We start from the raw sequence: 23,907 nt of genomic DNA on the forward strand, positions 1-23,907 counted from the left end.
CACCGCGATGTGTCGGCAACCGAACACCACTCTGTCAAGGGCGTCCGAGCCGTCACCGCGAAGTTTCGCGGGTGTGCGAAAGGGTTAAAGGGTTACGTTCGAGGCGAGTTGAGCGGGGTCGGCGACCGGCGCGCGAACGCGTCCGGCCGGACCTTGCGGGCAAGGTCCGGCCGGATACGTGAGATTGACGTCAATCGTTGACGGGTCAGCCGAGCAGCGTGCTCAGCTCAAGGGTCCGGAGGCCGTGGGCCTCGGCGACCGGACCGTAAACGACCTGGCCGTCATGGGTGTTGAGGCCCAGCGCGAGGGCCGGGTCGCGACGCAGCGCCTCGACCCAACCGAGGTTCGCGAGCTGCACGATGTAGGGCAGGGTCGCGTTGGTGAGCGCGTAGGTGGAGGTGTTCGGCACCGCGCCCGGCATGTTGGCGACGCAGTAGAAGACCGAGTTGTGGACCTGGAAGGTCGGCTCGGCGTGAGTGGTCGGACGGGAGTCCTCGAAGCAGCCGCCCTGGTCGATCGCAATGTCGACAAGGACACTTCCGGGCTTCATCTTCGCGACGAGCTCGTTGGTGACCAGCTTCGGGGCCTTCGCACCCGGAATCAGCACCGCGCCGATGACGAGGTCGGCCTCGATGACGGCCTTCTCCAGCTCGTAGGCGTTGGAGACGATCGTCTTGATCTTCGTACCGAAGATCTTGTCGGCCTCGCGGAGCTTGTTGATGTCCTTGTCGAGCAGGGTCACGTGGAAGCCCATGCCGATGGCGATCTGCGCGGCGTTCCAACCGGAGACGCCGCCGCCGATGACCACGCACTCGCCGGCGTGGGTGCCGGGGACACCGCCGGGCAGGACGCCGCGGCCGCCGGCCGAGCGCATCAGGTGGTAGGCGCCGACCTGCGGGGCCAGGCGGCCCGCGACCTCGGACATCGGGGCGAGGAGCGGCAGCGCGCGGTTGGCGAGCTCGACCGTCTCGTAGGCGATCGCGGTGGTGCCGGACTCCAGGAGGGCGTCCGTGCACTCGCGGGAGGCGGCGAGGTGCAGGTAGGTGAAGAGGGTCTGGTCCTTGCGGAGGCGGTGGTACTCCTCCGCGATGGGCTCCTTGACCTTCAGCAGAAGGTCGGCGGTGGCCCAGACCTCGTCGGCGGTGCCGAGGATCTCGGCACCGGCGGCGACGTACTCGGCGTCCGTGATCGAGGAGCCGACACCGGCGTTCTGCTCGATGAAGACCTGGTGGCCGTTGCGGACCAGCTCATGCACGCCGGCGGGCGTGATGGCGACCCGGAACTCGTTGTTCTTGACCTCGCGGGGGATGCCGACCTTCATCGTCGATCACGGTCCTTGACTCGGGGGATGTTACGGGGCACTTCCATACATACCCGCCCACAAGTACGCGCAACGGGATGCACCACGGGATGACGTGGTGAAGCCAGTTTAATGAAGGATTAACGCGTGTCTAGCCTTGCAAACCAATAATCTCAGTCGGAACTACTGCGGATTTCGCAGGCTGCGGAGTCGTCCCCCAGCAATCTGTCGGCCGCGGACCGGTGCAGCCTGGCCGCCGCGGGGTCTCCCAGCCGGTCCAGCGTGTCGGCCAGCCGGACCTGGAGGGCGGCCTGAAGACGCTGGTCGCCGGCCCTGCGCGCCAGCTCGATCGCCTCCCGGCAGGTGTGCAGGGATTCCTCGGGCCGGCCGGCGTACTCCTGGACCCGGGCCATCTCGCTCAACGCCTTTGCCTGGCCCGGCACATCGGCGAGCTTGCGGTAGCCCGCGGCGGCGGCGCGCCAGGAGCGCAGCGCCTCCCCGTAGCGGCCCGCGTAGGTGTGCACGTTTCCGAGCCGGCCGTAGAGCCGGGCCTCGTCCGCGCGCTCCCCGCGCGCCAGTGCGTGGGACAGCGCCCGACCGAACCAGTCGGAGGCCCGCGGCCAGTCCGTCAGCTCCTGGTAGGCACCCCCTACGGATTCCATCGCGCGGCCGATCGCGTACGGGTCCTTCGCGGCCTTCCCGGCGGCCAGCGCGGCCCGGTAGCGCTCCAGCGCCTCCTGCGTCCGGCCGGTCTCGGCGTCGAGGTCGGCGAGGTTCAGCAGGGCGGCGGCCTGCTCGCGGTGCAGGTGGCGCCGCTCGGCCACGTCGAGGACGAGCCGGTGCAGCCCGTAGAGCTCCGGGGCGGCGGCCTCGGTGCCGCGGTGGGCGGCGAGCGCCCGCACCAGGCCCGAGACGAGGCGGCGGGCCAGGGTGTCCAGCCCGCCGTCGGCCACGGCGAGGGTGGCGGCGGCGGTCAGCGCGGGCAGCCGGGTGTCGAGCCAGGTGGCGGCGGCCCGCCGGTCGGGGAAGCGCAGGGCGCGCGGGAGGCCGTCCAGCTTCTCCGGCCCGCCGACGCCGAGATCCTCGTCCGTCTCGGCCATGGCCCGGCAGGAGGTCAGCAGCCGTACGGTCCGCTCCAGCATCCGGGCGCGGGCCAGCTCCACCTCGGCGGGCCGCTCCTTGACCTCCAGCAGGCCCCGCAGCAGCGGCGCGAGGCAGCCGGGCAGCAGGAAGATGCCGTTGTGGGCGTGCCGGACGAGGCCCAGTCCGGCGAAGTCCTCCAGGGTGGACTGCGCGGCGGCCACCGAGCAGCCCGCGAGGGCCGAGGCGGTGTGCGAGTCGAGGACCCCGGCGGGGGCGAGCGGCAGCAGCCGCAGGGTGCGCTGGGCCGGCTGCGGCAGGGATTCGTAGACCAGCCGGAAGGCGCGGCCGAGCGGACCGGCCGTGCCCGACGGCATGTCGTGGAGCTGCTTGGCCACGTCGGAGACGGCGGCCTTGGGGTGCGCCGCGAGCCAGCCCCCGGCGAGGACGAGCGCGGCGGGCTGTCCGCCGCAGGCCTCGGCGAGGCCCTCGGCGGCGCGGGGGTCGACGGTGATGCGGGTGTCGCCGATGAGCCGGGCGAGCAGGGCGACGCCGGAGGGGGTGTCCAGTCCGCCGAGGGTGCAGGGACGGACGTCCGGGATCCCGGTGAGCGGCCCTTCGGCGGTGACGACGACCAGGCACTCGGGGGTGTCCGGGAGCAGGGCGTCCACCTGGTGGGGGTCGGCGGCGTCGTCGACGAGGAGGATCACCCGCCGCCCGGCCAGGGCCTCGCGCAGGGTGGCGCTGAGGTCGTCCTCGCCGGCCCCCGGCGAGGACGGCCGGCCGAGGCCCTCCAGGAGGGTGCGCACCGCCGTGTCGGTGGGGAGGGTCTGGCCGCCCGGGGCGGTGAGCCGTACCCGCACGAGCCCGTCGGGGTACTCGTCGGCCACCTCGCGGACGAGTGCCTCGGCGAGGGCGGTGCGGCCGGAGCCGGGCCGGCCGGCGATGAGCAGCACCCGGGCCCGGGGCGCCTTGGCCTTGCGGCCCGAAAGTGTGTCGAGCCCGGTCCGTGCGATGTCCTCGCGCAGCTCCTTGAGCTCACGCCGCCGCCCGACGAAATCCGTCACGGATCCGCTCCTCTCCCTGCCTCCGGGTTGCCGAGCGTAGTTCACGCAGAGCGACGGCCCGTGGGGAGCGTGGCGGACAGATCCCCCGATCGGATCAGCAGATCGTCACCTTTTCACCCGTGAGCCCGGCGAGAGCACGGCGACAGCCCTACGAGAGCCCGCCGACAAGCCCGCGAGAGTCCCGCGCGAGCCTCGCCAGAGGCCTACGCGTCCTCGTACGGGCGCGCCGGCCAGGGTGCGAGCGCCGGGCGCAGCGCGTCCAGACCGCCCTCCCGCGACAGGGCCGCCGACAGCGCGAGGATGCCCGCGACCAGCGCCGCGTTGCCCAGCTCGCCCGCCAGCGCGCCGTCGACCAGCTCGGCGAGCGGCACCCAGGCCGGCTCCATGTCGGCCTCCTCAGAGTCGGACTCGATGTACCGCTCCCCCTCGGCGTCGGAGACTCCGCGCGCCACGAAGACCCGTACCGCCTCGTCGGAGCCGCCCGGGGACGGGTAGAAGTCGAGCAGCACCCGCCAGTCGGCGGCGGTGACGTGCGCCTCCTCCAGCAGCTCGCGCCGCGCCGCGTTCAGCGGGTTCTCCCCGGGTACGTCCAGCAGCCCGGCGGGCAGCTCCCACAGCCGGCGGCGCACCGGGTGGCGGTACTGGCTCAGTACGAGGACCCGCCCGGCCTCCTCGTCCAGCGCCACCACGCACACCGAGCCCGGGTGCACCTGGTAGTCCCGGCGGGCCACCGAGCCGTCCGGCATGCGCACCTCGTCGGAGGCGACGCCGGTCTTGGCGCCCTGGAACGGCCTCCGGGTCGAGAGCGTCTCCCAGGACTCCGACGTATCGCTGATCCCCATGACCCATGCCCTCCACAACGCGCGACAGCCGGGGTACGGATCTTTCCGTACCCCGGCTGCCTACGTTATGCGCTCAGGCGCTCACGTCACTTCGCGGCCTGCTTGCGCTCCACGGCGGCCTTGACGAGGCCGGCGAACAGCGGGTGCGGCCGGGTCGGGCGGGAGCGGAGCTCCGGGTGGGCCTGGGTGGCCACCAGGTAGGGGTGCACCTCGCGCGGGTACTCGACGTACTCGACGAGCTTGTTGTCCGGGGAGGTGCCGGAGAAGACCAGACCGGCCTTCTTCTCCAGCTCGGAGCGGTAGGCGTTGTTGACCTCGTAGCGGTGGCGGTGGCGCTCGTCCACGTACGCCTGGTCCCCGTACACCTCGCGCACGATGGAACCCTCGGCCAGCTTCGCCGGGTACATGCCCAAGCGCATCGTTCCGCCGAGGTCGCCCGCGCCCTCGACGAAGGCCAGCTGCTCCTCCATGGTCGAGATGACCGGGTGCGGGGTGGAGGCGTCGAACTCGGTGGAGTTCGCGTCGTCGATGCCCGCGAGGTTGCGCGCGGCCTCGATGACCACGCACTGCAGGCCCAGGCACAGGCCGAGCAGCGGGATCCTGTTCTCGCGGGCGTAGGTGATCGCGCCGACCTTGCCGTTCACGCCGCGGTCGCCGAAACCACCGGGCACGCAGATCGCGTCGACGTCGGACAGCTGCGCCGCGGCGCCCGCCGCCGTCTTGCAGTCGTCGGAGGTGACCCACTTGATCTGCACGCGCGCCTTGTTGGCGAAACCGCCGGCGCGCAGCGCCTCGGTCACCGACAGATAGGCGTCGGGCAGGTCGATGTACTTGCCGACGAGCGCGACCTTGACCTCGTGGTCGGGGTTGTGGACCCGGTCCAGCAGGTCCTCCCACACCGTCCAGTCGACGTCGCGGAAGGGCAGGTCGAGCTTGCGGACGACGTAGGCGTCGAGGCCCTCGGTGTGCAGCACCTTCGGGATGTCGTAGATCGACTTGGCGTCGATCGCCGCGACGACCGCCGCCTCGTCCACGTCGCACATCAGCGAGATCTTGCGCTTGATGGAGGTGGGTACGTCACGGTCGGCGCGCAGCACGATCGCGTCGGGCTGGATGCCGATGTTGCGCAGCGCCGCGACCGAGTGCTGGGTCGGCTTGGTCTTCAGCTCGCCGGAGGGGCCGATGTAGGGCAGCAGCGAGATGTGCACGACGAAGACGTTGTCGCGGCCGACCTCGTGGCGGACCTGGCGGACGGTCTCCAGGAACGGCAGCGACTCGATGTCGCCGACCGTGCCGCCGACCTCCGTGATGACGACGTCGACGTCATCGGTCGCCATGCGCCGGATGCGGTGCTTGATCTCGTTGGTGATGTGCGGGATGACCTGCACGGTGTCACCGAGGTACTCGCCGCGACGCTCCTTGGCGATGACCGTGTTGTAGACCTGCCCGGTCGTCACGTTCGCCGAGCCGTCGAGGTCGACGTCGAGGAAGCGCTCGTAGTGGCCGATGTCCAGGTCGGTCTCGGCGCCGTCGTTGGTGACGAACACCTCGCCGTGCTGGAACGGGTTCATCGTCCCGGGGTCGACGTTCAGGTACGGGTCGAGCTTCTGCATCGTGACCCGCAGGCCGCGCGCCTTCAGCAGCGCACCCAGGCTGGAGGCCGTCAGCCCCTTGCCGAGGGACGAAGCGACACCCCCGGTGACGAAGATGTGCTTGGTCGTCGAGGATGACGAATTTCGTGCCGGCATCGCCAAGAGGGGGCTCCCGTGGTCGCGAGGTGAGGTGCGTCCGACGCCGTTCCGCGGAGATCCGAAGGGTCTCTGGGGGCGCCGAAGCTGCGGTTTCGGGGCTCCTGATTCGCACAGGCAGACCACCGGTCCACGGGGTACCAGCCTATCAGCGCCCCGGGCGGTCCGCCTCCGGGCGCGCGGCGCGGCGCGGCCGGCACAGCCCCCCGCCCCTGACCGGGGACGATGTTCCCCCAGGTCACCCGTTCGGCCGAGCCACATTGTCCCAGGACTTCAGGGGATCACTAGTGTGCCGTCATACCCTGCTCGGATACCGCTGCACATCGCCGCCGAGCAGTCCGGCAAACGGCGTAACCTCGCCCGTTCCGGCAATCTAGGACTCGACGCGGGGATCCCTGCGCACAGGAGACCGCGCGACAGCGCATTGCAAGCGCCCTACGGGGCGGACGTGGCCGTTCGACTGGAGAGCAACGTGTCCGGGCGCATCGAGGATTACGCACTGATCGGGGACATGCAGACCGCGGCGCTGGTCTGCCGGGACGGGGCGGTGGACTGGCTCTGCCTGCCACGCTTCGACTCCCACGCTGTCTTCGCGAGCCTTCTGGGCACCGAGGAACACGGGTTCTGGCGCATCGGCCCGGCCTTCGCCCCCGGTACGGAGGCCCCCCGGGCCGTCCGCCGGCGCTACCGGGGTGATTCGCTGGTGCTGGAGTCGGAGTGGGACACCCCGCGGGGGACGGTCCGCGTCATCGACTTCATGCCGCCCCGCGAGGACCACGCGCCGCAGCTGATCCGCATCGTGGAGGGCGTCAGCGGACGCGTCCCGATGCGCTCGGCCCTGCGGATGCGCTTCAGCTACGGACGGATCGTGCCGTGGGTGCACAAGGTCGACGGGCGCACCGTGGCCGTCGCCGGCCCGGACTCGGTGTGGCTGGACACCTCCGCGCAGACCTACGGCAAGGACCTGACGACGTACTCGGACTTCACCGTCGCCCCCGGTGACCGCGTCGCCTTCGCCATCAGCTGGCAGCCCTCCCACCGCGGCGCCCCGGAGTGTCCCGACGCCGAGGCGGCGTTGGAGGCCACCTCCGAGTTCTGGCGGCAGTGGGTCGACCACTGCACGTACCACGGGCCCTACCGGGAGGCGGTGATCCGCTCCCTGATCACCCTCAAGGCCCTCACGTACGCCCCCACGGGCGGGATCGTCGCGGCCCCCACGACCTCCCTCCCGGAGGAGATCGGCGGGGTCCGCAACTGGGACTACCGCTACACGTGGCTGCGCGACGCCGCCATCACCCTCTCCTCGCTGCTGCGCACCGGCTACCGCGAGGAGGCCTCCGCCTGGCGGGACTGGCTGCTGCGCGCGGTGGCCGGCGACCCGGAGAACCTCCAGATCATGTACGGGATCGCGGGCGAGCGCGAGCTCGGCGAGACCGAGTTGGACTGGCTGCCCGGCTACGAGAACTCCAGCCCGGTCCGCGTCGGCAACGGCGCCGCCCACCAGCTCCAGCTCGACGTGTACGGCGAGGTCACCGAGGCCCTGCACCTGGGCCACATGACCGGCCTGGCCCGCAACGACTACGCCTCGCTGCTCCAGCTCAAGCTGATCCGCTACCTGGAGACGCACTGGATGGAGCCCGACGAGGGCATCTGGGAGGTGCGCGGCCCGCGCCGGCACTTCGTCCACTCGAAGGTCATGGCGTGGGTGGCCGTGGACCGCACGATCAAGCTGATCGAGAGCGGGGACGCCGACGGCCCGCTGGAGCGCTGGCGGGAACTGCGCGACGAGATCCACGCGGACGTCTGCGAGAAGGGCTACGACAAGGACCGCAACACCTTCACGCAGTCCTACGGCTCGCGGGAACTGGACGCCTCGCTGCTGCTGATCCCGCAGATGGGCTTCCTGCCGCCCGACGACAAGCGGGTCATCGGCACGATCGAGGCGATCCAGCGCGAGCTGTCGACTCCCGACGGCTTCATCCTGCGCTACCCGACGGCCGGCGAGGAGGCCGGCGTGGACGGCCTGGAGGGCGACGAGGGGGCCTTCCTCGCGTGCTCGTTCTGGATGGCCGACGACCTGGCGATGATCGGCCGGGTCGACGAGGCCCGCCGGCTCTTCGAGAAGCTCCTCTCGCTCCGCAACGACCTCGGGCTCCTCGCCGAGGAGTGGGACCCCAAGCTCCAGCGGCAGGTCGGGAACTTCCCGCAGGCCTTCAGCCACGTCCCGCTGATCGACACGGCGCTGCGGCTGACGGCGAGCGGGGCGTACGGGGGCTGACGCGCGGGCGCCGGCCACGGCGCTCGGGCTGACGCGCGGGGCCTTCGGTGCCCGCCTACGCTGGAGGGGTTCCCAGCCCCTCCGGCGGAAAGGGGGGTGGCCATGGCGCCCCTCTCGAAGGCGGGCACGGCCCTCGCCGAGCTCCGCGAGGACCTGTCCGGCGCGGTCTTCGCCCCGGGCGACCCGGGGTACGACGCGTCCCGGGCCCGCTTCAACGCGATGGTCGACCGCAGGCCCGCCGTGATCGCCGAGTGCGCGCACACGCAGGACGTGGTCACCGCGATCCGCTTCGCCCGCGAGCTGGATCTGCACGTCGCGGTCCGCGGCGGCGGCCACAGCGTGGCGGGCATGTCCGTGAACGACGGCGGGCTGGTCGTGGACCTGCGCCGGATGCACGAGGTGACGGTCCATCCGGCCGCCGAGGCCGTCCACATCGGCGGTGGCGCGACCATGAGCCACCTCGACCGGGCCTGCCAACCGTACGCCCTGGCCACGACGGGCGGCCGGGCCTCCACCACCGGCGTCGGCGGCTTCGTCCTGGGCGGCGGCACCGGCTGGCTGGACCGGAAGTTCGGGCTGGCCGTGGACAACCTGCTGGGCGTGGACCTGGTCACCGCCGACGGCGAGCTGCTGCACGTCAACGGGCAGGACAACCCGGAGCTGTTCTGGGGGCTGCACGGCGGCGGCGGGAACTTCGGCGTCGCGACCTCGCTGACCCTGAAGCTGCACGAACTGCCGTTCATGTCCATCGCCTTCGTCCTGTACCCGCCCGAGCGCGGGCCCGAGGTGGTCCGTACGTACCGGGACGTCATCGAGGCCGGACCGCCCGAGGCGAGCGGCGCGGCCCTCTACCTGACCGGGCCGCCCGACGAGTTCGTCCCCGCGCACCTGGTCGGGCAGCTGCTGGCGGGTGTGCTGCTGACCTACGCCGGCCCCGAGGACGAGATGCGCCGGCTCGCCGAGCCGCTGCTGGCCATCCCGCACGAGGCGGAGATCGTCACCGACATCCCGTACGCCGACCTCCAGTGCATGATCGACGACCCGCCGGGACTGCGGAACTACTGGTCGGGCGAGTACCTCACCGGCGTCCCGGACGAGTTCGTGGACGTCTTCTGCGCCCGCGCCGCCTCGATGCCCGTACCGACGGGCACCCAACACCTCCTGTGGCCGCAGGGCGGGGCCATCGCCTCGGCCCCGGGCGACTACCCGATCTCGTTCCGCGACGCGCCCTGGGGAGTGCACCCCTTCGGGCTGTGGGAGGACCCCGCCGACGACGAACGGGTCCGGCAGTGGGTCAAGGACGTACGCACCGACGTCCGGCCGTGGGCCTCGGGCGCGGTGTACCTCAACTTCACCGGGGACGAGGGCGCCGACCGGGTCGTCGCCGGCCTCGGCGCCGAGCACATGCGACGGCTGGGCGCGCTGAAACGACAGTACGACCCGGACAACGTCTTCCGCTTCAACCACAACATCGCCCCGACCTGAGGCACCCCGTGATGCGTTCGGAACGGGCCGGAAGGTAGCGTCCCGCGACATGGACAATCAGGGCGGCGGCGGGATCACGGTTCAACGGGCACTGGAGCTGCCGGGACTGCGCGGCGGGCTCCCCGAGGTGGTGGCCTGCGCCGACCGCCTCGGCCGGACCGTCCGCTGGGTACACGCGGGCGAGGTCCCGAACATCGCCTCCCTCCTCAAGGGCGGCGAGTTGCTGCTCACCACGGGTCTGGGCCTGGGCACCCGGCCCGCCGAGCAGCGGGCCTTCGTACGCCGCCTCGCGGACCGGGGCATCGCCGCGCTGGTCGTCGAGCTGGGCCCGCGCTTCACCCGGCTGCCGGCGACGATCGTGGAGACCGCGCGGGCGGCGGGGCTTCCGCTGGTGCAGCTGCACCGGGAGGTCCCGTTCGTCACCGTCACCGAAGAGGTCCACACCGAGATCGTCAACGGCCACTACGCGCTCCTCCAGCGGGCCGAGGAGGTCCACCGGCGCTGTACGGAGGCCCTGTTGGGCGGCGGCGGCATCCCACAGGTGCTGCGCATCGTGGCCGACTTCACCGCGAACCCGGTCTTCCTGGAGACCCCCGACGGCCAACTCCTGTACGCGGCCGGGCCGGCCGCCGGCGACGCCGCGGCGGACCCGCTCCAGGTGTGGGAGGGCCTACGCGGCCACCGCGCGGCCGAACCGTCGGGCAACGCGGTCGTCGTCGACGTACCCGGCGGCGGCCCCGGCACCGGCTCGGTCCGCGCCCGCCTCGTTCTGTTGGGCGTCTCGGCGCCGCTGCTGCCGGTCCACCGGATGGCGGCGGAGCGGACGGCCGGGGTGCTGGCCGTGGTGCTGATGCAGGCGCGGCAGGAAGACGAGCTGGCCGCGCGCGGCCGGGGCGACTTCCTCACCGACCTGGCCGAGGGCCGCATCTCGGCCGATGACGCGCCGGCGCAGGCGCGGGTGCTGGGCTTCCGGCCGGGTGCGGGGCCGCTGCTGCCGATCGTGATGCGGCTCTCCACGGAGCTGGGGGCCTCCGGGAGTTGGGCACTGCTGGCTCGGGCGGTGCTGGAGGAGCTGTCCTCCGTCGGGGCGCCGGTGCTGCTCGGCGTCCGCCCGGTGGAGGGGCGGGTCCCGCTGCTGGTGTCACTGCGCGCCGAGTCCGAACGCACCGCCGTCGCGGACCGGGTCGCCGCCGCGCTGCGGGCCGGTGTGGAGCGGGCGGGGCTGGACCGGGCCGAGGCGCCGCCGGCGGTGGTCGTGGGTGTCTCCGGGAGCTGGGCGGCGGCCTCGGCGGGCCTGCGGCATGCGGCGGAGACCGCGACGGCCGCCCACGGCCTGCCGGCCCGGCCCTGGTACGACGCCCGCCGCCTGGACATCGACCTGTTGCTGTGGCGCCTGCGGGAACACCCGGACCTGGCGGCATTCGTGGACCGGGCGATCGGCGCGCTCCGCGTCCACGACGCGACGTCCCGCCCGCCGCTCCTGCCCACCCTGGAGACGTACCTGGCCCACGCGGGGCGCAAGGCGGAGACCGCCCGCGAGCTCCACCTCAACCGCCAGACCCTGTACAACCGCCTGGCCCGCATCGCCGAACTCCTCGGCACCGACCTGGACGACCCCGAAACGGTCCTCTCCCTAAGCCTGGCCCTCCGCGCCCGCCGCCACGCCGCCTCTTCCTGACGCGCCCCTCGCACCGCTCGGCCCTGGCGGGCCACGCCTTCTTCGCGCGCCCCTCGCACCGCTCGGCCCTGGCGGGCCTCCCGGGCTTCGGCGCGCTGCGCCGGGCTGTCCCCTTTCGACGCGCCGCTCGCGAGGCTCGGCCCTGGCGGGCCTCCCCGGCTTCGCATCGCTGCGCCGAACTCCGTCGGCGACCGGGCGGGCGGGGTCCGGGGCCGTGGCTGGGGTCCGTCAGTGGGCTTGGCGCTGCGCGGGGCTGTCCCCTACCCGCCCTTCCTCCGTTCCCTGGGGCTCCGCCCCAGACCCCGCGCCTCAAACGCCGGCGGGGCTGGATTTGCCCTCCGGGCAAACCAGCCCGCCGGGCCCATTCCAGCCTCGCCGGCGTTTGAGGCGCGGGGGTTCGGGGGCGGAGCCCCCGGGAGGGGGGCCGGGGCGGAGCCCCGGGATACGGAGAAAGGGCGGGGCGGGGAGATGGCTCCGCGCAGCGGGACCAGCGCCACCCCGGACGGGGATCCCCAGCGCACCCGGATCGGGGGCGGGGGCCACCCCCGGACGGGGATCCGCAGCGGGATCGGGGGGCAGCCCCGGGCTGGGGCGGGGGTCAGCCTGGGTGGTGGGTGCGTTCCATCAGTTCGTCGTAGATCGCCAGGACCTGCGCCACCGCTTCGTCCTCCGACGGCCACGTCGCCGCCTGCGCCCGCCCCGCCACCCCCAGCTCCGCCCGCCGTACCGGATCCCCCAGCAGCGCGGCCACCGCGCCGGCCAGCGCCCCCGCGTCTCCGTAGGGCACCAGCACCGCCGCGTCCCCGACCAGCTCCGGCACCGCCCCGACCTCCGTCGCCACCAGCGCCACCCCGGCCCGCAGCGCCTCCTGGGCGAGCAGCGAGCGGCCCTCCCAGCGGCTCGGCAGCACCGCCACGTCCGCCGCCGCGAGCAGCCGGTCCGCGTCCGGGCGTCGCCCGAGCAGCCGCACCGGAAGCCCCTCCGCCTCGATGCGTCGCGCCAGTTCGGGCCGCAGCGGCCCCTCCCCGGCGATCACCAGCAGCGGCAACGGCTCCAGGACCCGCCACTCCCGCGCCGCGTCCAGCAGGACGGAGTACCCGCGCCGCGGCACCAGGCTGCCCACCGCCACCACGAGCGGCCGCTCCACCGCGCCCAGTTCGGCCCGGGTCTTCCCGGCGTCGGCGGCCGGCTCGGGGCCCTCGGTCGGGGTCGCGGCCGGCACCGCCGGCGCCGCCAGCCGCGCGTCCGCGCCCGCGCCGCCGCGCGAGGTCCACCTGGTCGGAGGAGGCCCCAACACGACGGCCGCCGCCCGCGCCACCCGCCCTCCAGCAGCCGGCTCATCCGCCCCAGCAGCCCCGGCGGCTCGGGCACACCGCCGTGCCAGGTCACCACGAGCGGCACCCGCCGCCCCGGCCGCCGCTCAGCGCCAGCGCGGCCCGCAACCCCGCCCGCACCCCGTGCGCGTGCACCAGGTCGGCGCCGGCGCAGGCGGCCCGCAGCGCGCTCACCGCGTCGGGGGTGAAGGCCGCGCCGGCGCCGGTGAAGTCGTACTCCCCCTCGGCGGCGACGGGCGCGCACACGGTGACCCGTACGCCCCTGGCCGCCAACCCCGTCGCGAGGGACCGCACGTGCGCGCTGCTGCCCGCGCCCACGCCCCCGAGGACCTGGACGGTGCGCAGCGGGGGTCGCCCGTACGGTTGTGCGGGGACCGGGGTCGGGACCGGGGAGCTGCTCACGGGCCGAAGCTCCAGGGTGAGGCGTCAGGGACGTCGCCCAGGATGCCAGTCCGCACGCGCGTTCCGGGACCATACGGGTACGGATCCGGTACGAGATACCGCACTCCACCCCACCGCCTCACCCACACGGGCTATCGCCACCTCACGTCGATGACGGCCCCCGGGCGCCTCCCCCGCACGCCGAAGGCCCTGGGCGACGTACGTCCCGGGCCTCGGGCGGCACGTCCCGGCGCGCGAAAGCCCGAGTCGGCGCCCGCCGCCCGGCCCGCGCCCTCAGGCGTCCGCGCGCGCCGCCGCGAGGAGTTCCTCCGCGTGGGCCCGTGCCGTCTGGGAGTCCTCCTGCCCGGCCAGCATCCGCGACAGCTCGCGGACCCGGTCCTCGCCCTCCAGTACGGTCACCCCGGAGCGCGTCACCGCTCCGTCGACGGTCTTCTCGACCAGCAGTTGCCGGTCCGCAAACGCCGCCACCTGCGGCAGGTGCGTGACGACGACCACCTGCGCGGTCCGCGCCAGCTTCGCCAGCCGCCGCCCGACCTCGACGGCGGCCTTGCCGCCGACGCCCGCGTCGACCTCGTCGAAGAGGTACGTCGGCACCGGATCGGACCCGGCGAAGACGACCTCGACCGCCAGCATGACCCGCGACAGCTCACCGCCCGAGGCCCCCTTGGCGATCGGCCGCGGCTGCGCCCCGGGGTGCGGGGCCAGCAGCAGTTCGACCTCGTCGGCGCCCGTGGGCCCGTACGCGACCGACCGCCCGCCGACCTCGACGCCGTCGGGGTCCTCGCTCTGGCGGATGTCGAAGGTGACCCGGGCGTGCGGCATGGCCAGCGAGGCGAGCTCGGCGGTCACGGCGGAGGCGAACCGCTCGGCGGCCTCCGTGCGCGCGTCGGTCAACGCCTGCGCCAGGTGCGACAGTTCGGCCCGCAGCGCGTCCCGCTCGGCGGTCAGCTCGGCGATCCGGTCGTCGTCGCCGTCCAGTTCGAGCAGCCGCGCCGAGCCGGTCTCGGCCCAGCGCAGTACGGCGTCCAGGCCGCCCTCCGCGTCGCCGTACTTGCGCACCAGCTGGGTCAGCGCCGCCCGCCGCTCCTCCACCGCGGCCAGCCGCAGCGGATCGGCGTCCAGGTCGTCGGCGTACCCGGCGAGTTCTCCGGCCACGTCGGCGAGCAGGATGCCGAGCTCCCCGATCCGGTCGGCGAGCGCGCCGAGCGCCTTGTCGTGGGAGCGTACGGATTCCAGCGCGCGGTGCGCGCCCGCGACGAGGGTGTTGGCGTCGACGCCCTCCGGGTCCTCCACGTCGCCCGCGAGGGCCGCGTGGGCAGCCTGCGCGGCCGAGGCCAGCGATTCGGCGTGCCCGAGGCGCTCGGCCTCGGCGGCCAGCTCGGCGTCCTCGCCGGGCAGCGGTTCGACGGCGGCGATCTCGTCCAGCCCGAAGCGCAGCAGGTCCGCCTCCTGGGCGCGCTCGCGGGCCCGGGTGGTGAGGGTGTCCACCTCGGCGGCGACGGCCCGCAGCCGCCGGTAGGCGCCCGCGTACTTCTCCAGGGGGACGGCCACGGCGTCGCCGGCGTACCGGTCGAGGGCCTGACGCTGTCGGGCCGGCCGCAGCAGGCCCTGCTGGTCGGTCTGGCCGTGGACGGCGACGAGGTCGTCGGCGAGTTCGCCGAGCAGGCCGACGGGCACGGAGCGACCGCCGACGTGGGCGCGCGAGCGCCCCTCGGCGGACACCGTCCGGCTGATCAGCAGGGCGCCCTCGTCGAGTTCGGCGCCGGCCTCCTCGGCGCGCAGGGCGGCGGGGGCGTCCGGGCGCATGACGAGGCGACCCTCGACCACCGCCGCCTTCGCCCCGATCCGCACCAGGGCGGGATCGGCGCGACCGCCGAGCAGCAGCCCGAGGCTGGTGACGACCATCGTCTTGCCCGCGCCGGTCTCGCCGGTCACCGCGGTGAAACCGGGCGACAGCTCGACCACCGCGTCGTCGATGACCCCGAGCGACCGTATCCGCATCTCCTCAAGCACGGGACGACGATACCGAGGTTTGCCGGGTGCCATGTGACGTCACCCGGCCGGATCTTCTCGAACGCGTGTGCTATTAAGGCCGCTGTGGAGGCCGTACGCGGCTACTGGTGCGGCGCCCCGCGCCACCCGGACACCGGCAGCGCGAACTTCGCCACGAGCCGGTCCGTGAACACCGCGTGGTGCAGCCGGGCGAGTCGCACCGGCACCGAACCCCGACGCACCTCCACCCGAGCCCCCGCCGGCAGCTCCAGCGTCCGCCGCCCGTCGCACCACAGCACCCCGTGCGGGGTACCGGTCTGCACCTCCACCGCCAGCACCGAGTTCGGGGAGGTGACCAGCGGCTTCGCGAACAGCGCGTGCGCGCTGATCGGCACCATCAGCAACGCCTCCACCTCGGGCCAGACCACCGGTCCGCCCGCCGAGAAGGCGTACGCGGTCGAGCCGGTCGGCGTGGCGCACACGATGCCGTCGCAGCCGAAGCCGGTGACCGGTCGCCCGTCGATCTCCAGGACGACCTCAAGCATCCGCTCGGGGGACACCTTCTGCACGGCCGCCTCGTTCAGCGCCCAGTCCGCGTGGACCAGATCGCCGTTGCTCCGCACGAGGACGTCGAGGGTCATCCGCTCCTCGACCTCGTACTCCTTGGTGACGACCCGGTCGACGACCTTGTCCAGGTCGTCGCGCTCCGCCTCGGCGAGGAAGCCGACCCGGCCGAGGTTGACGCCCAGCATCGGCACCCCGGAGCCGCGCGCGAACTCCGCCCCGCGCAGCAGCGTCCCGTCGCCGCCCAGCACGATCAGCAGCTCGCACCCGTCGAGCACCTTCGGGGTGCACTCCGCCACGAGCTCCACCTCGGGCGGCAGCGGCAGGTCCACCGCCTCGTGCTCCAGCACCCGCACCCCGAGCCCCGAGCGCAGCAGCCCCTGCACGACCAGCTCGGCGCTGCGGATGGCCGCGGGCCGCCCGGTGTGCGCGAGGAGGAAGACCGTACGCGCCGGCCGCTCCCCCGAAGGCCCCTCCGCGCCCGCCGGCCCCGCCGACCTCGCTGAACCCGCTGACGCTGCTGACGCTGACGAATCTGTCACTGCGGCCCCTCCGCCACTGCACGATCGACATCCCCCGGGTCGAGTGCCGGTGCCCCCGCCCGCAGCCACAGAAAGTACTCGACGTTGCCCGACGGTCCGGGCAACGGGCTCGCGGTCACCCCGAGCACCCCCAGCCCCAGCTTCCAGGCCTGCGCCGCGACCTCCCGTACGGCCTCCGCACGCAGCTCGGGACTGCGCACCACTCCCCCGCTGCCCAGGCGTTCCTTGCCCACCTCGAACTGCGGCTTCACCATCAGCACCAGGTCCGCGCCGGGCGCCGTGCAGCGCACGAGCGCGGGCAGGACCAGTCCGATCGAGATGAACGACAGGTCGCCGACGACCAGGTCGACGGGGATGCCGTCGATCAGCTCGACCGTCAGTTCACGCACGTTCGTGCGGTCCTTGACCGTCACGCGGTCATCGCTCTGCAGCGACCAGGCGAGCTGCCCGTAGCCGACGTCGACCGCGACGACGTGCGAGACGCCCGCGCGCAGCAGGACGTCGGTGAACCCGCCGGTCGAGGCGCCCGCGTCCAGGGCCCGACGGCCCTCCACGACGAGCCCCCGCGGCCGGAACGCCGCGAGCGCGCCCGCGAGCTTGTGGCCGCCCCGGGAGACGTAGTCGGGGTCGCTGTCGTCCTTGAGGACGACCAGGGCCGCGCTGGTCTCGACCTGGGTGGCCGGCTTGGTCGCGGTGGTGCCGCCCACGGTCACCCGGCCCGCGGCGATCAGCTGGGCCGCGTGCTCGCGCGAGCGGGCCATGCTGCGGCGTACCAGTTCGGCGTCCAGGCGGCGGCGTGCCACTCCTGCCACGTTCGGTTCAGCTCCTGTTTTCGTAAGGTCAGGGGACCGGCGGTGCGTCCAGCGCGGTCAGCGCCTCACGCAGTCCCCTGTGCACATCTTCGTACACCTCGACGTGCGCGTCCGCCGCCAGGTGGTCCGCGTCCGCGAGGCGCTCCAGGTGCGCGTCGACGCCGGCGTGCCCGGTGGGGGTCCGTACGAGGCCCAGCGGCTCGGGCGCGACCGGCTGCTCGGCGGCCCCGGCCGCGGCCGTCTCGTGCACGTCGGGAACGTTCGCGGACACTTCGTCGGTCATGCCCCGACGCTACCCCGAAGCGGGGCTCCGGCCACGCGCGGCTCTGCGGTACGGTCGTGATCACCATGGCTACGACCGAGGAGTGCCGCGAAGCACTCGACCGACTCTCCGACAACCTGACGCGGGCCGACGGCGACGTCCGCGGCGCGGCCGCGCTCGACCGCTCGCTCAGCTGTCACATCACCGACTTGGACCAGACCTTCACCGGCCGCCTCGACGGCGGCCGGATCCGGGTCGACGCCGTCACGCCCGGCCCGCCGCGCTCCAAGGCCGAGATCCGGCTCGCGATGACCGGCGACGACCTGGTCTCGCTGGTCGGGGGCGAGCTGAAGTTCGCGAAGGCCTGGGCCTCGGGCCGGGTCCGCCTGGAAGCCGGCTTCCGCGACCTCCTGCGCCTCAAGAGCCTGCTCTAGGCCCCCCGGCCTGCCCCGACGTCCCCGGGCCCGCCGTCCCCGTCCGGGCCGGGCACCTTCTCGAACTCGATCACCAGCGAGCCCCGACGCCGCATCCGGGAGCCGGGGGCGGGGGTCTGGGCGGTGACCACCCAGACCCCGGGCCAGGTCATCGCCCCGACCGGCGGTCCGTCCGGATCGACGGCGGCGATGACCACGCCCGCCTCCCACGCGACCTTCCGCGCGTCGGTCACGATCAGCCCGACCACGTCGGGAACCGTCACCTCGTCCGCGGTACTCGGTCCCATCCAGCTCATGGCACCCTCCCTGCCCGAAGCATCCCGCCGATCTCCGGCGGAGGGAAGGCCGCCACCCGGCCCAGGCCCCTACGCGCGCTGCGCGACCACCGCCGTACGTGCCTTCCGGGCCGCCGGGACCACCAGGGGCGTGCCGGTCTCCGGGTCGTCGATGATCCGGCAGCGCACCCCGAAGACCTCCTCGACCAGCTCGGAGGTGACCACCTCGGCGGGCGGACCCTCGGCGACGACCACACCGCCCCGCATGGCGATCAGGTGGGTGGCGTAGCGCGCCGCCTGGTTGAGGTCGTGCAGCACCGCCACCAGGGTCCGGCCCTGGTTCTCGTGGAGTTCCGCGCACAGGTCGAGCACGTCCAGCTGGTGCTGGATGTCCAGGTAGGTCGTCGGCTCGTCCAACAGCAGCAGCGGCGTCTGCTGCGCCAGGGCCATCGCGATCCACACGCGCTGGCGCTGGCCGCCCGACAGCTCGTCCACGGCCCGGTCGGCCAGCTCGGCGACCCCCGTGGACGTCATCGACTCGACGACGATCCGCTCGTCCTCCGCCGACCACTGCCGCAGCAGCCCCTGGTGCGGGTAACGGCCGCGCGACACCAGGTCGGCCACGGTGATCCCGTCCGGGGCGATCGAGGTCTGCGGGAGCAGGCCCAGCGTCTTGGCCACCTTCTTCGCGGGCATCGACCCGATGGCCTGACCGTCGAGCAGCACCCGCCCGGCGGACGGCTTCAGCATCCGCGACAGCGCCCGCAGCAGCGTGGACTTGCCACAGGCGTTGGGGCCGACGATCACCGTGAAGGAGTTGTCGGGGATCTCCACCGACAGGCCCTCGGCGATGACCCTCTGGTCGTAGCCGAGGGTGACGTTCTCCGTGGACAGCCGCTGCACTCGCGCACTCCTCGTGTTGCCGTTCGAGCCGTTGCCGTTGTCGTAGTCGTTGTCGCTCATATCCGTCCCGCCTTGCGCTCGACCACGAGCAGCCACAGCAGGTACACGCCGCCGACGAGCCCGGTCACCACGCCGACCGGCAGCTGGTCCGCGCCGAAGGCCCGCTGCGAGGCCAGGTCGGAGGCCAGCAGCAGGACGGCGCCCATGAGCGCGCCCGTCAGCAGGTTCGATCCGGGCGAGCGGGTCAGTCGACGGGCCAGTTGGGGCGCGGCCAGGGCGACGAAGCTGATCGGCCCGGCCGCCGCCGCGGCCGCGGTGGTCAGCACGATCGCCGCCAGCATCAGCAGCATCCGGGTCCGCTCCACCGGCACGCCGAGCGCGTACGCGGCGTCGTCCCCCATCTCGATCATCCGCAGGGCCGGCCCCTGGGCGAGGACCAGTGGGAACAGCACCGCGCAGGTCGACAGCAGCGGCCACACCTGCGCCCAGTCCCGTCCGGCCAGCGAACCGGTCAGCCAGACCAACGCCCGCGTGGCCTCGACCAGCTGCGCCTTGGCGATCAGGTACTGGATCACGGCGACGAGCACGGCCGAGGCGCCGATGCCGATCAGCACCAGCCGGTAGCCGTTGATGCCCCGCTTGTACGCGAGCAGGTAGACGATCGCGCCGGCCAGGACGCCGCCGGCGATCGCCCCGAGCGCGACGCCGGTCGCGCCGGCCTTGAACACGACGATCGCGACGAGCGCGCCCACCGCCGAGCCGTACCCGAAGCCGAGCAGGTCGGGGGAGCCGAGCGGATTGCGCGAGACGGACTGGAAGACGGCCCCGGACATCCCGAGGGCCGCGCCGACCAGCACCGCCACCAACGCCCTGGGCAGGCGCAGGTCGTTGACGATGAAGTCGTCGGCCGGGGTCCCGTTGCCCACGAGCGTCCGTACGACGTCCATGGGCGCGATCTCGAAGTCGCCGGTGCCGATCAGGACGACGGCCAACGCGAACGTGGCCAAGGCCAGCAGCAGTCCGACGAGCCCGGCGCGCGGTTCGAAGCGCAGCGAGAGCCGGCCGGGGCCGCGCAGCGCCCGCAGGGCGGGCTTGGGCGGGGCGGTGGGGGTCGCGGTCACAGCTGGGCCATCCTCTTGCGCCGAACCAGGTAGATGAAGACGGGCCCGCCGAGGAGCGCCGTGACGATGCCGACCTGAAGTTCGCCGGGCCGGGTGACGACGCGTCCGACCACATCGGCCCCGAGGAGCAGTACGGGCGACAGGACCGCCGAGTACGCGAGCACCCAGCGCATGTCGGGGCCGGTGATGAAGCGCACCAGGTGCGGGATCATCAGCCCGATGAAGACGATCGGCCCGCAGGCGGCGGTCGCCGCCCCGCAGAGCAGGGTGATGGCGACCATGGCGCCGATGCGGGTCCGCGTCAGATGCGCGCCGAGCGCCCGCGCGGTGTCGTCACCCATCGCCATCGCGTTGAGCGGCCGCCCCAGCGCCAGCGCCAGTACGGCGCCCACCAGCAGGAACGGCGCGACCTGTCGGACGGTGTCCAGGTTGGCGGAGGCCAGCGAACCCACCGTCCAGAAGCGGAGCTTGTCCAGCGCCTTGCTGTCCATCAGCTGCACGGCGTTGATGTAGCCGACGAGGGCCGCACTGGCCGCCGTACCGGCGAGCGCGAGGCGGACCGGGGTCGCGCTGCGGCTGCCGCCGAGGACGTAGACGACGACGGAGACGACCGCGGCGCCCAGGAAGGCCCACCACACGAACTCGGTGAGGGACGCGGCCCCGAAGAAGCTGATGGCCGACACGACGGCCGCCGCGGCGCCGGCGTTGACGCCGAGGATGCCGGGTTCGGCCAGCGGGTTGCGGGTCAGCGCCTGCATGACCGCGCCGGACAGGCCGAGGCCGATGCCGACCAGTACCCCCAGGAGGGTGCGCGGGACGCGCAGGTCCCGTACGACGACGTCGTCGGGGGTGCCGGCGTAGTGGAACAGGCCGTGCCAGACGTGGTCGAGCGGCATGGGTTTGGCACCCACGGCGATGCTCGCGACCGCGACGAGGGCCAGCACGGCGACGGCTGCGAGCAGACCGGCCGCGCGCGCGCCGTGCCGCGTGCGGGGGGCGACGGCCGGAGCCGTGCTCTGTTCTGGGGGACTCTCGACCAACACGCAGGTTAGGTTAGCCTACCCTGAAACCGACCCCCCTCCGAGCAGCCCCACCGCCGCCCAACACCCGCCCCCCGCAACGCCCTCAGGGTCTGTCGGCGGACCACGGCCGGACCCGGGTCGCCCGAACACACCCGCCCGCAACGCCCTCAGAGGTGCCGGCCGACACAACGGGCCCGGGTCGACCGAACCACCCCGCCCGCCGCAACGCCCTCAGGAGCCGTCGGAGGATCACGGCCGGGCCCCGGGCCCGGGTCGCCCGGACGCCCCCTAAAGCCCCAGCAGCGCCAGCGACTTGCCCGCGTCCAGCCCGCAGGAGCCCTCCCCGGCGTGCGTCCACGCCGCCGCGCACAGGGCCCGCAGCCCGTCGAGCGGATCGCCCTCGCCCCGCAGCTCCAACGCCTCCGCCCCCGCGACCGCCGTCCAGCCGCCGCAGCGGAAGCCCTCCCCGGCCGGCGTCACCTCCGGCTGCCCGGTCAGCAGCCCGCGCAGGTCCCGGTCGACGTACGTCGGCCGGTACTTCGGCTCCGCGCGCAGCAGCCGCGCCCCGTCCGTCACCCCGGTCAGCACCAGCAGCGAGTCCACGTCCCCGTTGAACGCGCCCTCGATGTCCGTGTCCAGCCGGTCCCCGACCACCAGCGGCCGCTTCGCCCCGGTGCGCAGCACCGTCTCCCGGTGCATCGGCGGCAGCGGCTTGCCCGCCACCTGCGGCTCCGCGCCCGTCGCGATCCGTACGACCTCCACGGCCGCCCCGTTGCCCGGCGCGATCCCCCGCGCCCCCGGAATCGTCAGGTCCGTGTTGGACGCGTACCAGGGCACCCCCCGGTTGATCGCGTACGAGGCCTCAGCGAACCGCTCCCACGCCAACGTCGGCCCCCCGTACCCCTGCACCACCGCCGCGAGCCCCTCCTCGTCGGCCGAGTCCACCGGCACCAACCCGCGCTCGCGCAACGCGACCCGCAGCCCCTCCCCGCCGATCACCAGCACCTTCGACCCCGGCGCCACCTGCTCCGCGATCAGCCGCGCCACCGCCTGCGCGGAGGTGATCACCTCGGCGGCCTCCGTCGGGATCCCGAGCTCGCTCAAGTGCTCCGCGACCGCGTCCGGCGTGCGCAGCGCGTTGTTCGTCACGTAGGCGAGGTGCATCCCCTCCGCACGGGCCACCGCCAGGGAGTCCACCGCGTGCGCGATGGCGTGCCCGCCCGCGTACACCACCCCGTCCAGGTCCAGCAGGGCCGTGTCGTACGCCTGGTGCAGACTCCGCTCGCTGCCCGCGGGACTCGTCCTGCTCTGCCGGGTCATCTGGCCACTCCTCTATACCGGTCCTGTATTCGTGGAAGATTCTTACGTTCGATCTTGTCCGAGTTTGCACGGTCCTGGTAGTGCCCCGCTCATCCCGCATGTCAAGACGGGTCTTACCATGCACCAATGACCACACCTGGCAACGCGGAGCACGGGCTGCGCCTGATCCCCTTCCACGGACTGCGCTATGTCCCGGAGCGCGTCGGCAGCCTGGCCGCCGTCACCTCGCCGCCGTACGACGTGGTCGTGCGTCCCGACGGAGTCGACTACCTCGAATCCGCCGACCCGCACAACATCGTCCGCCTCATCCTCCCCCAGGCCGAGACGCCCGCCGCACGCAACGAGCAGGCTGCCCGCACCCTCCACGCCTGGCTCGCCGAGGGCGTCCTCAGCGCCGACCCCCGCCCCGCGCTCTACGTCTACGAACAGCGCAAGGCCGGCCTCCTGCAACGCGGCCTCATCGGCGCCCTCGCGCTGTCCACCGCCGAGGCCGGCGTCGTCCTCCCCCACGAGGACGTCATGCCCGACGTGGTCACCGACCGGGCCGGCCTCATGCGTGCCACTTCGGCCAATCTCGAACCCCTCCTCCTCACCTACCGGGGCGACGGTCCGGGCAACGGCGCGGCCGCCGTCATCGAGGCCACCGCCGCCGGCGAACCCCTCCTGTCCACCGTCACCGAGGACGGCTTCCGCCACAGCCTGTGGGCCATCACCGACCCCGCCGAGCTCAAGACCGTCACCACCGACCTCGCTCACCGCCAGGCCCTCATCGCCGACGGACACCACCGCTGGGCGACGTACCTGCGCCTCCAGGAGGAGCACGGCTCCCCCACCCCGTGGGACTTCGGCCTGGTCCTCCTCGTCGACACCGTCCGCTACCCGCTCCAGGTCCGCGCCATCCACCGCATGCTGCGCCGGCTCCCCCTGGACCGCGCCCTGGCCGCCCTCGAAGGCTCCTTCCGCGTCCGCCCCGTCGACGGCCCGCTGCCCCTGGCCATGGAGGCCCTCGCGGACGCCTCGGAGCGCGGCAACGCCTTCCTCCTCACCGGCGACGGCACCTTCCACCTGGTCACCGACCCGGATCCGGCGCTGATCGAGCGCACCGTCCGCCAGGACCGCCCCGAGGCCTGGCGCCGCCTCGACGCGACCGTGCTGCACGCCTCCCTGCTCGACGCCCTCTGGCAGGTCCCGGACACCCCGGACCACATCACCTACATCCACGACACCGCCGCCACGGTCGCGATGGCCGAGCGGCACGGCGGCACCGCCGTCCTGCTGCACCCGGTCCGCGAGGAGGTCGTACGGGACCTGGCCCGGCAGGGCGTGACCATGCCGCGCAAGTCGACGTCCTTCGGCCCGAAGCCGGCGACGGGGCTGGTCCTGCGCAGCTTGGACTGACGCGGCCCGGAAGCCGGAAACGCGAAAGGGCGGCACCCCCGAGGGGGT

General features: G+C 73.5%; 18 protein-coding genes and 1 pseudogene. 5 read left to right on the forward strand and 14 right to left on the reverse strand.

Going from position 1 to position 23,907, the window contains the following annotated elements; all coding sequences use genetic code 11:
• Nucleotides 1–205 precede the first annotated feature (205 nt).
• The 4 genes from ald to pyrG form a co-directional block, all read right to left on the reverse strand.
• On the reverse strand, nucleotides 206–1,321 hold the full coding sequence (gene ald / locus M4D82_RS08130) for an alanine dehydrogenase (protein ID WP_249765392.1): 1,116 nt from the start codon (nucleotides 1,319–1,321) through the stop codon (nucleotides 206–208).
• 152 nt (nucleotides 1,322–1,473) lie between these two features.
• Nucleotides 1,474–3,492, reverse strand: a complete 2,019-nt coding sequence (locus tag M4D82_RS08135; protein WP_249765393.1) for an AAA family ATPase — start codon at nucleotides 3,490–3,492, stop codon at nucleotides 1,474–1,476.
• A 158-nt stretch (nucleotides 3,493–3,650) separates the two neighbouring features.
• Nucleotides 3,651–4,289 (reverse strand): NUDIX domain-containing protein, encoded by a 639-nt coding sequence (locus M4D82_RS08140; RefSeq protein ID WP_249765394.1) that lies wholly within the window; start codon nucleotides 4,287–4,289, stop codon nucleotides 3,651–3,653.
• A gap of 86 nt (nucleotides 4,290–4,375) precedes the next feature.
• Nucleotides 4,376–6,037 carry a CTP synthase gene (gene pyrG / locus M4D82_RS08145; protein ID WP_249765395.1) on the reverse strand — a complete coding sequence of 554 codons (1,662 nt, stop codon included), beginning with the start codon at nucleotides 6,035–6,037 and terminating at the stop codon, nucleotides 4,376–4,378.
• Between the two features lie 448 nt (nucleotides 6,038–6,485).
• Between pyrG and M4D82_RS08150 the strand changes: the two genes are divergently transcribed.
• The 3 genes from M4D82_RS08150 to M4D82_RS08160 all read left to right on the forward strand — a co-directional run bounded on the left by M4D82_RS08150 (nucleotide 6,486) and on the right by M4D82_RS08160 (nucleotide 11,478).
• Nucleotides 6,486–8,315: a glycoside hydrolase family 15 protein gene (locus tag M4D82_RS08150; protein WP_249765396.1), complete on the forward strand. Its 1,830-nt coding sequence runs from the start codon at nucleotides 6,486–6,488 to the stop codon at nucleotides 8,313–8,315.
• Between the two features lie 102 nt (nucleotides 8,316–8,417).
• Nucleotides 8,418–9,800, forward strand: a complete 1,383-nt coding sequence (locus M4D82_RS08155) for an FAD-binding oxidoreductase (protein WP_249765397.1) — start codon at nucleotides 8,418–8,420, stop codon at nucleotides 9,798–9,800.
• Between the two features lie 49 nt (nucleotides 9,801–9,849).
• Nucleotides 9,850–11,478 (forward strand): PucR family transcriptional regulator, encoded by a 1,629-nt coding sequence (locus M4D82_RS08160; RefSeq protein WP_249765398.1) that lies wholly within the window; start codon nucleotides 9,850–9,852, stop codon nucleotides 11,476–11,478.
• Between the two features lie 598 nt (nucleotides 11,479–12,076).
• Here M4D82_RS08160 and M4D82_RS08165 read toward each other — a convergent pair.
• The 5 genes and pseudogenes from M4D82_RS08165 to M4D82_RS08185 all read right to left on the reverse strand — a co-directional run bounded on the left by M4D82_RS08165 (nucleotide 12,077) and on the right by M4D82_RS08185 (nucleotide 17,407).
• A pseudogene (locus M4D82_RS08165) lies at nucleotides 12,077–13,157 on the reverse strand (glycosyltransferase family 4 protein).
• A gap of 330 nt (nucleotides 13,158–13,487) precedes the next feature.
• Nucleotides 13,488–15,215, reverse strand: a complete 1,728-nt coding sequence (gene recN, locus M4D82_RS08170) for a DNA repair protein RecN (protein ID WP_249771574.1) — start codon at nucleotides 15,213–15,215, stop codon at nucleotides 13,488–13,490.
• Nucleotides 15,216–15,328: 113 nt separating this feature from the next.
• Nucleotides 15,329–16,312: an NAD kinase gene (locus tag M4D82_RS08175; protein WP_283844455.1), complete on the reverse strand. Its 984-nt coding sequence runs from the start codon at nucleotides 16,310–16,312 to the stop codon at nucleotides 15,329–15,331.
• Nucleotides 16,309–17,124, reverse strand: a complete 816-nt coding sequence (locus M4D82_RS08180; RefSeq protein ID WP_249765399.1) for a TlyA family RNA methyltransferase — start codon at nucleotides 17,122–17,124, stop codon at nucleotides 16,309–16,311. Before M4D82_RS08180 ends, M4D82_RS08175 begins: the two co-directional genes overlap by 4 nt.
• Nucleotides 17,125–17,152: 28 nt before the next feature.
• Nucleotides 17,153–17,407, reverse strand: a complete 255-nt coding sequence (locus tag M4D82_RS08185; protein ID WP_249765400.1) for a hypothetical protein — start codon at nucleotides 17,405–17,407, stop codon at nucleotides 17,153–17,155.
• Nucleotides 17,408–17,472: 65 nt separating this feature from the next.
• On the opposite strand from M4D82_RS08185, the gene M4D82_RS08190 reads away from it, so the two are divergent.
• On the forward strand, nucleotides 17,473–17,820 hold the full coding sequence (locus M4D82_RS08190) for an SCP2 sterol-binding domain-containing protein (protein WP_249765401.1): 348 nt from the start codon (nucleotides 17,473–17,475) through the stop codon (nucleotides 17,818–17,820).
• On the opposite strand, the gene M4D82_RS08195 is transcribed toward M4D82_RS08190, so the two are convergent.
• The 5 genes from M4D82_RS08195 to M4D82_RS08215 all read right to left on the reverse strand — a co-directional run bounded on the left by M4D82_RS08195 (nucleotide 17,817) and on the right by M4D82_RS08215 (nucleotide 22,461).
• On the reverse strand, nucleotides 17,817–18,116 hold the full coding sequence (locus M4D82_RS08195) for a PASTA domain-containing protein (protein ID WP_249765402.1): 300 nt from the start codon (nucleotides 18,114–18,116) through the stop codon (nucleotides 17,817–17,819). The genes M4D82_RS08190 and M4D82_RS08195 overlap by 4 nt on opposite strands.
• Before the next feature lie 69 nt (nucleotides 18,117–18,185).
• Nucleotides 18,186–19,058, reverse strand: coding sequence for an ABC transporter ATP-binding protein (locus M4D82_RS08200; protein WP_249765403.1), 873 nt, complete (start codon nucleotides 19,056–19,058; stop codon nucleotides 18,186–18,188).
• Entirely contained in the window at nucleotides 19,055–20,119 is a 1,065-nt protein-coding gene (locus M4D82_RS08205; RefSeq protein ID WP_249765404.1) for a FecCD family ABC transporter permease, read from the reverse strand. The genes M4D82_RS08200 and M4D82_RS08205 overlap by 4 nt, the downstream gene beginning before the upstream one ends.
• Nucleotides 20,116–21,162 carry a FecCD family ABC transporter permease gene (locus M4D82_RS08210; RefSeq protein WP_249765405.1) on the reverse strand — a complete coding sequence of 349 codons (1,047 nt, stop codon included), beginning with the start codon at nucleotides 21,160–21,162 and terminating at the stop codon, nucleotides 20,116–20,118. Before M4D82_RS08210 ends, M4D82_RS08205 begins: the two co-directional genes overlap by 4 nt.
• Before the next feature lie 267 nt (nucleotides 21,163–21,429).
• Nucleotides 21,430–22,461 carry an HAD-IIA family hydrolase gene (locus tag M4D82_RS08215; protein ID WP_249765406.1) on the reverse strand — a complete coding sequence of 344 codons (1,032 nt, stop codon included), beginning with the start codon at nucleotides 22,459–22,461 and terminating at the stop codon, nucleotides 21,430–21,432.
• Nucleotides 22,462–22,587: 126 nt separating this feature from the next.
• Between M4D82_RS08215 and M4D82_RS08220 the strand changes: the two genes are divergently transcribed.
• Nucleotides 22,588–23,859, forward strand: coding sequence for a DUF1015 family protein (locus M4D82_RS08220; RefSeq protein ID WP_249765407.1), 1,272 nt, complete (start codon nucleotides 22,588–22,590; stop codon nucleotides 23,857–23,859).
• The last annotated feature ends 48 nt before the right edge of the window (nucleotides 23,860–23,907 follow it).

Origin of the sequence: Streptomyces sp. RerS4, from assembly GCF_023515955.1 — a bacterium.
Classification (GTDB): Bacteria; Actinomycetota; Actinomycetes; order Streptomycetales; family Streptomycetaceae; genus Streptomyces.

What these genes read in the sequence shown, in the direction of transcription:
- ald (WP_249765392.1), bottom strand. Translation starts at nt 1,321, where the DNA reads ATGAAGGTCGGCATCCCCCGCGAGGTCAAGAACAACGAGTTCCGGGTC.
- M4D82_RS08140 (WP_249765394.1), bottom strand. Translation starts at nt 4,289, where the DNA reads ATGGGGATCAGCGATACGTCGGAGTCCTGGGAGACGCTCTCGACCCGG.
- pyrG (WP_249765395.1), bottom strand. Translation starts at nt 6,037, where the DNA reads ATGCCGGCACGAAATTCGTCATCCTCGACGACCAAGCACATCTTCGTC.
- M4D82_RS08155 (WP_249765397.1), top strand. Translation starts at nt 8,418, where the DNA reads ATGGCGCCCCTCTCGAAGGCGGGCACGGCCCTCGCCGAGCTCCGCGAG.
- M4D82_RS08160 (WP_249765398.1), top strand. Translation starts at nt 9,850, where the DNA reads ATGGACAATCAGGGCGGCGGCGGGATCACGGTTCAACGGGCACTGGAG.
- recN (WP_249771574.1), bottom strand. Translation starts at nt 15,215, where the DNA reads ATGCGGATACGGTCGCTCGGGGTCATCGACGACGCGGTGGTCGAGCTG.
- M4D82_RS08185 (WP_249765400.1), bottom strand. Translation starts at nt 17,407, where the DNA reads ATGACCGACGAAGTGTCCGCGAACGTTCCCGACGTGCACGAGACGGCC.
- M4D82_RS08190 (WP_249765401.1), top strand. Translation starts at nt 17,473, where the DNA reads ATGGCTACGACCGAGGAGTGCCGCGAAGCACTCGACCGACTCTCCGAC.
- M4D82_RS08195 (WP_249765402.1), bottom strand. Translation starts at nt 18,116, where the DNA reads ATGAGCTGGATGGGACCGAGTACCGCGGACGAGGTGACGGTTCCCGAC.
- M4D82_RS08200 (WP_249765403.1), bottom strand. Translation starts at nt 19,058, where the DNA reads ATGAGCGACAACGACTACGACAACGGCAACGGCTCGAACGGCAACACG.
- M4D82_RS08215 (WP_249765406.1), bottom strand. Translation starts at nt 22,461, where the DNA reads ATGACCCGGCAGAGCAGGACGAGTCCCGCGGGCAGCGAGCGGAGTCTG.
- M4D82_RS08220 (WP_249765407.1), top strand. Translation starts at nt 22,588, where the DNA reads ATGACCACACCTGGCAACGCGGAGCACGGGCTGCGCCTGATCCCCTTC.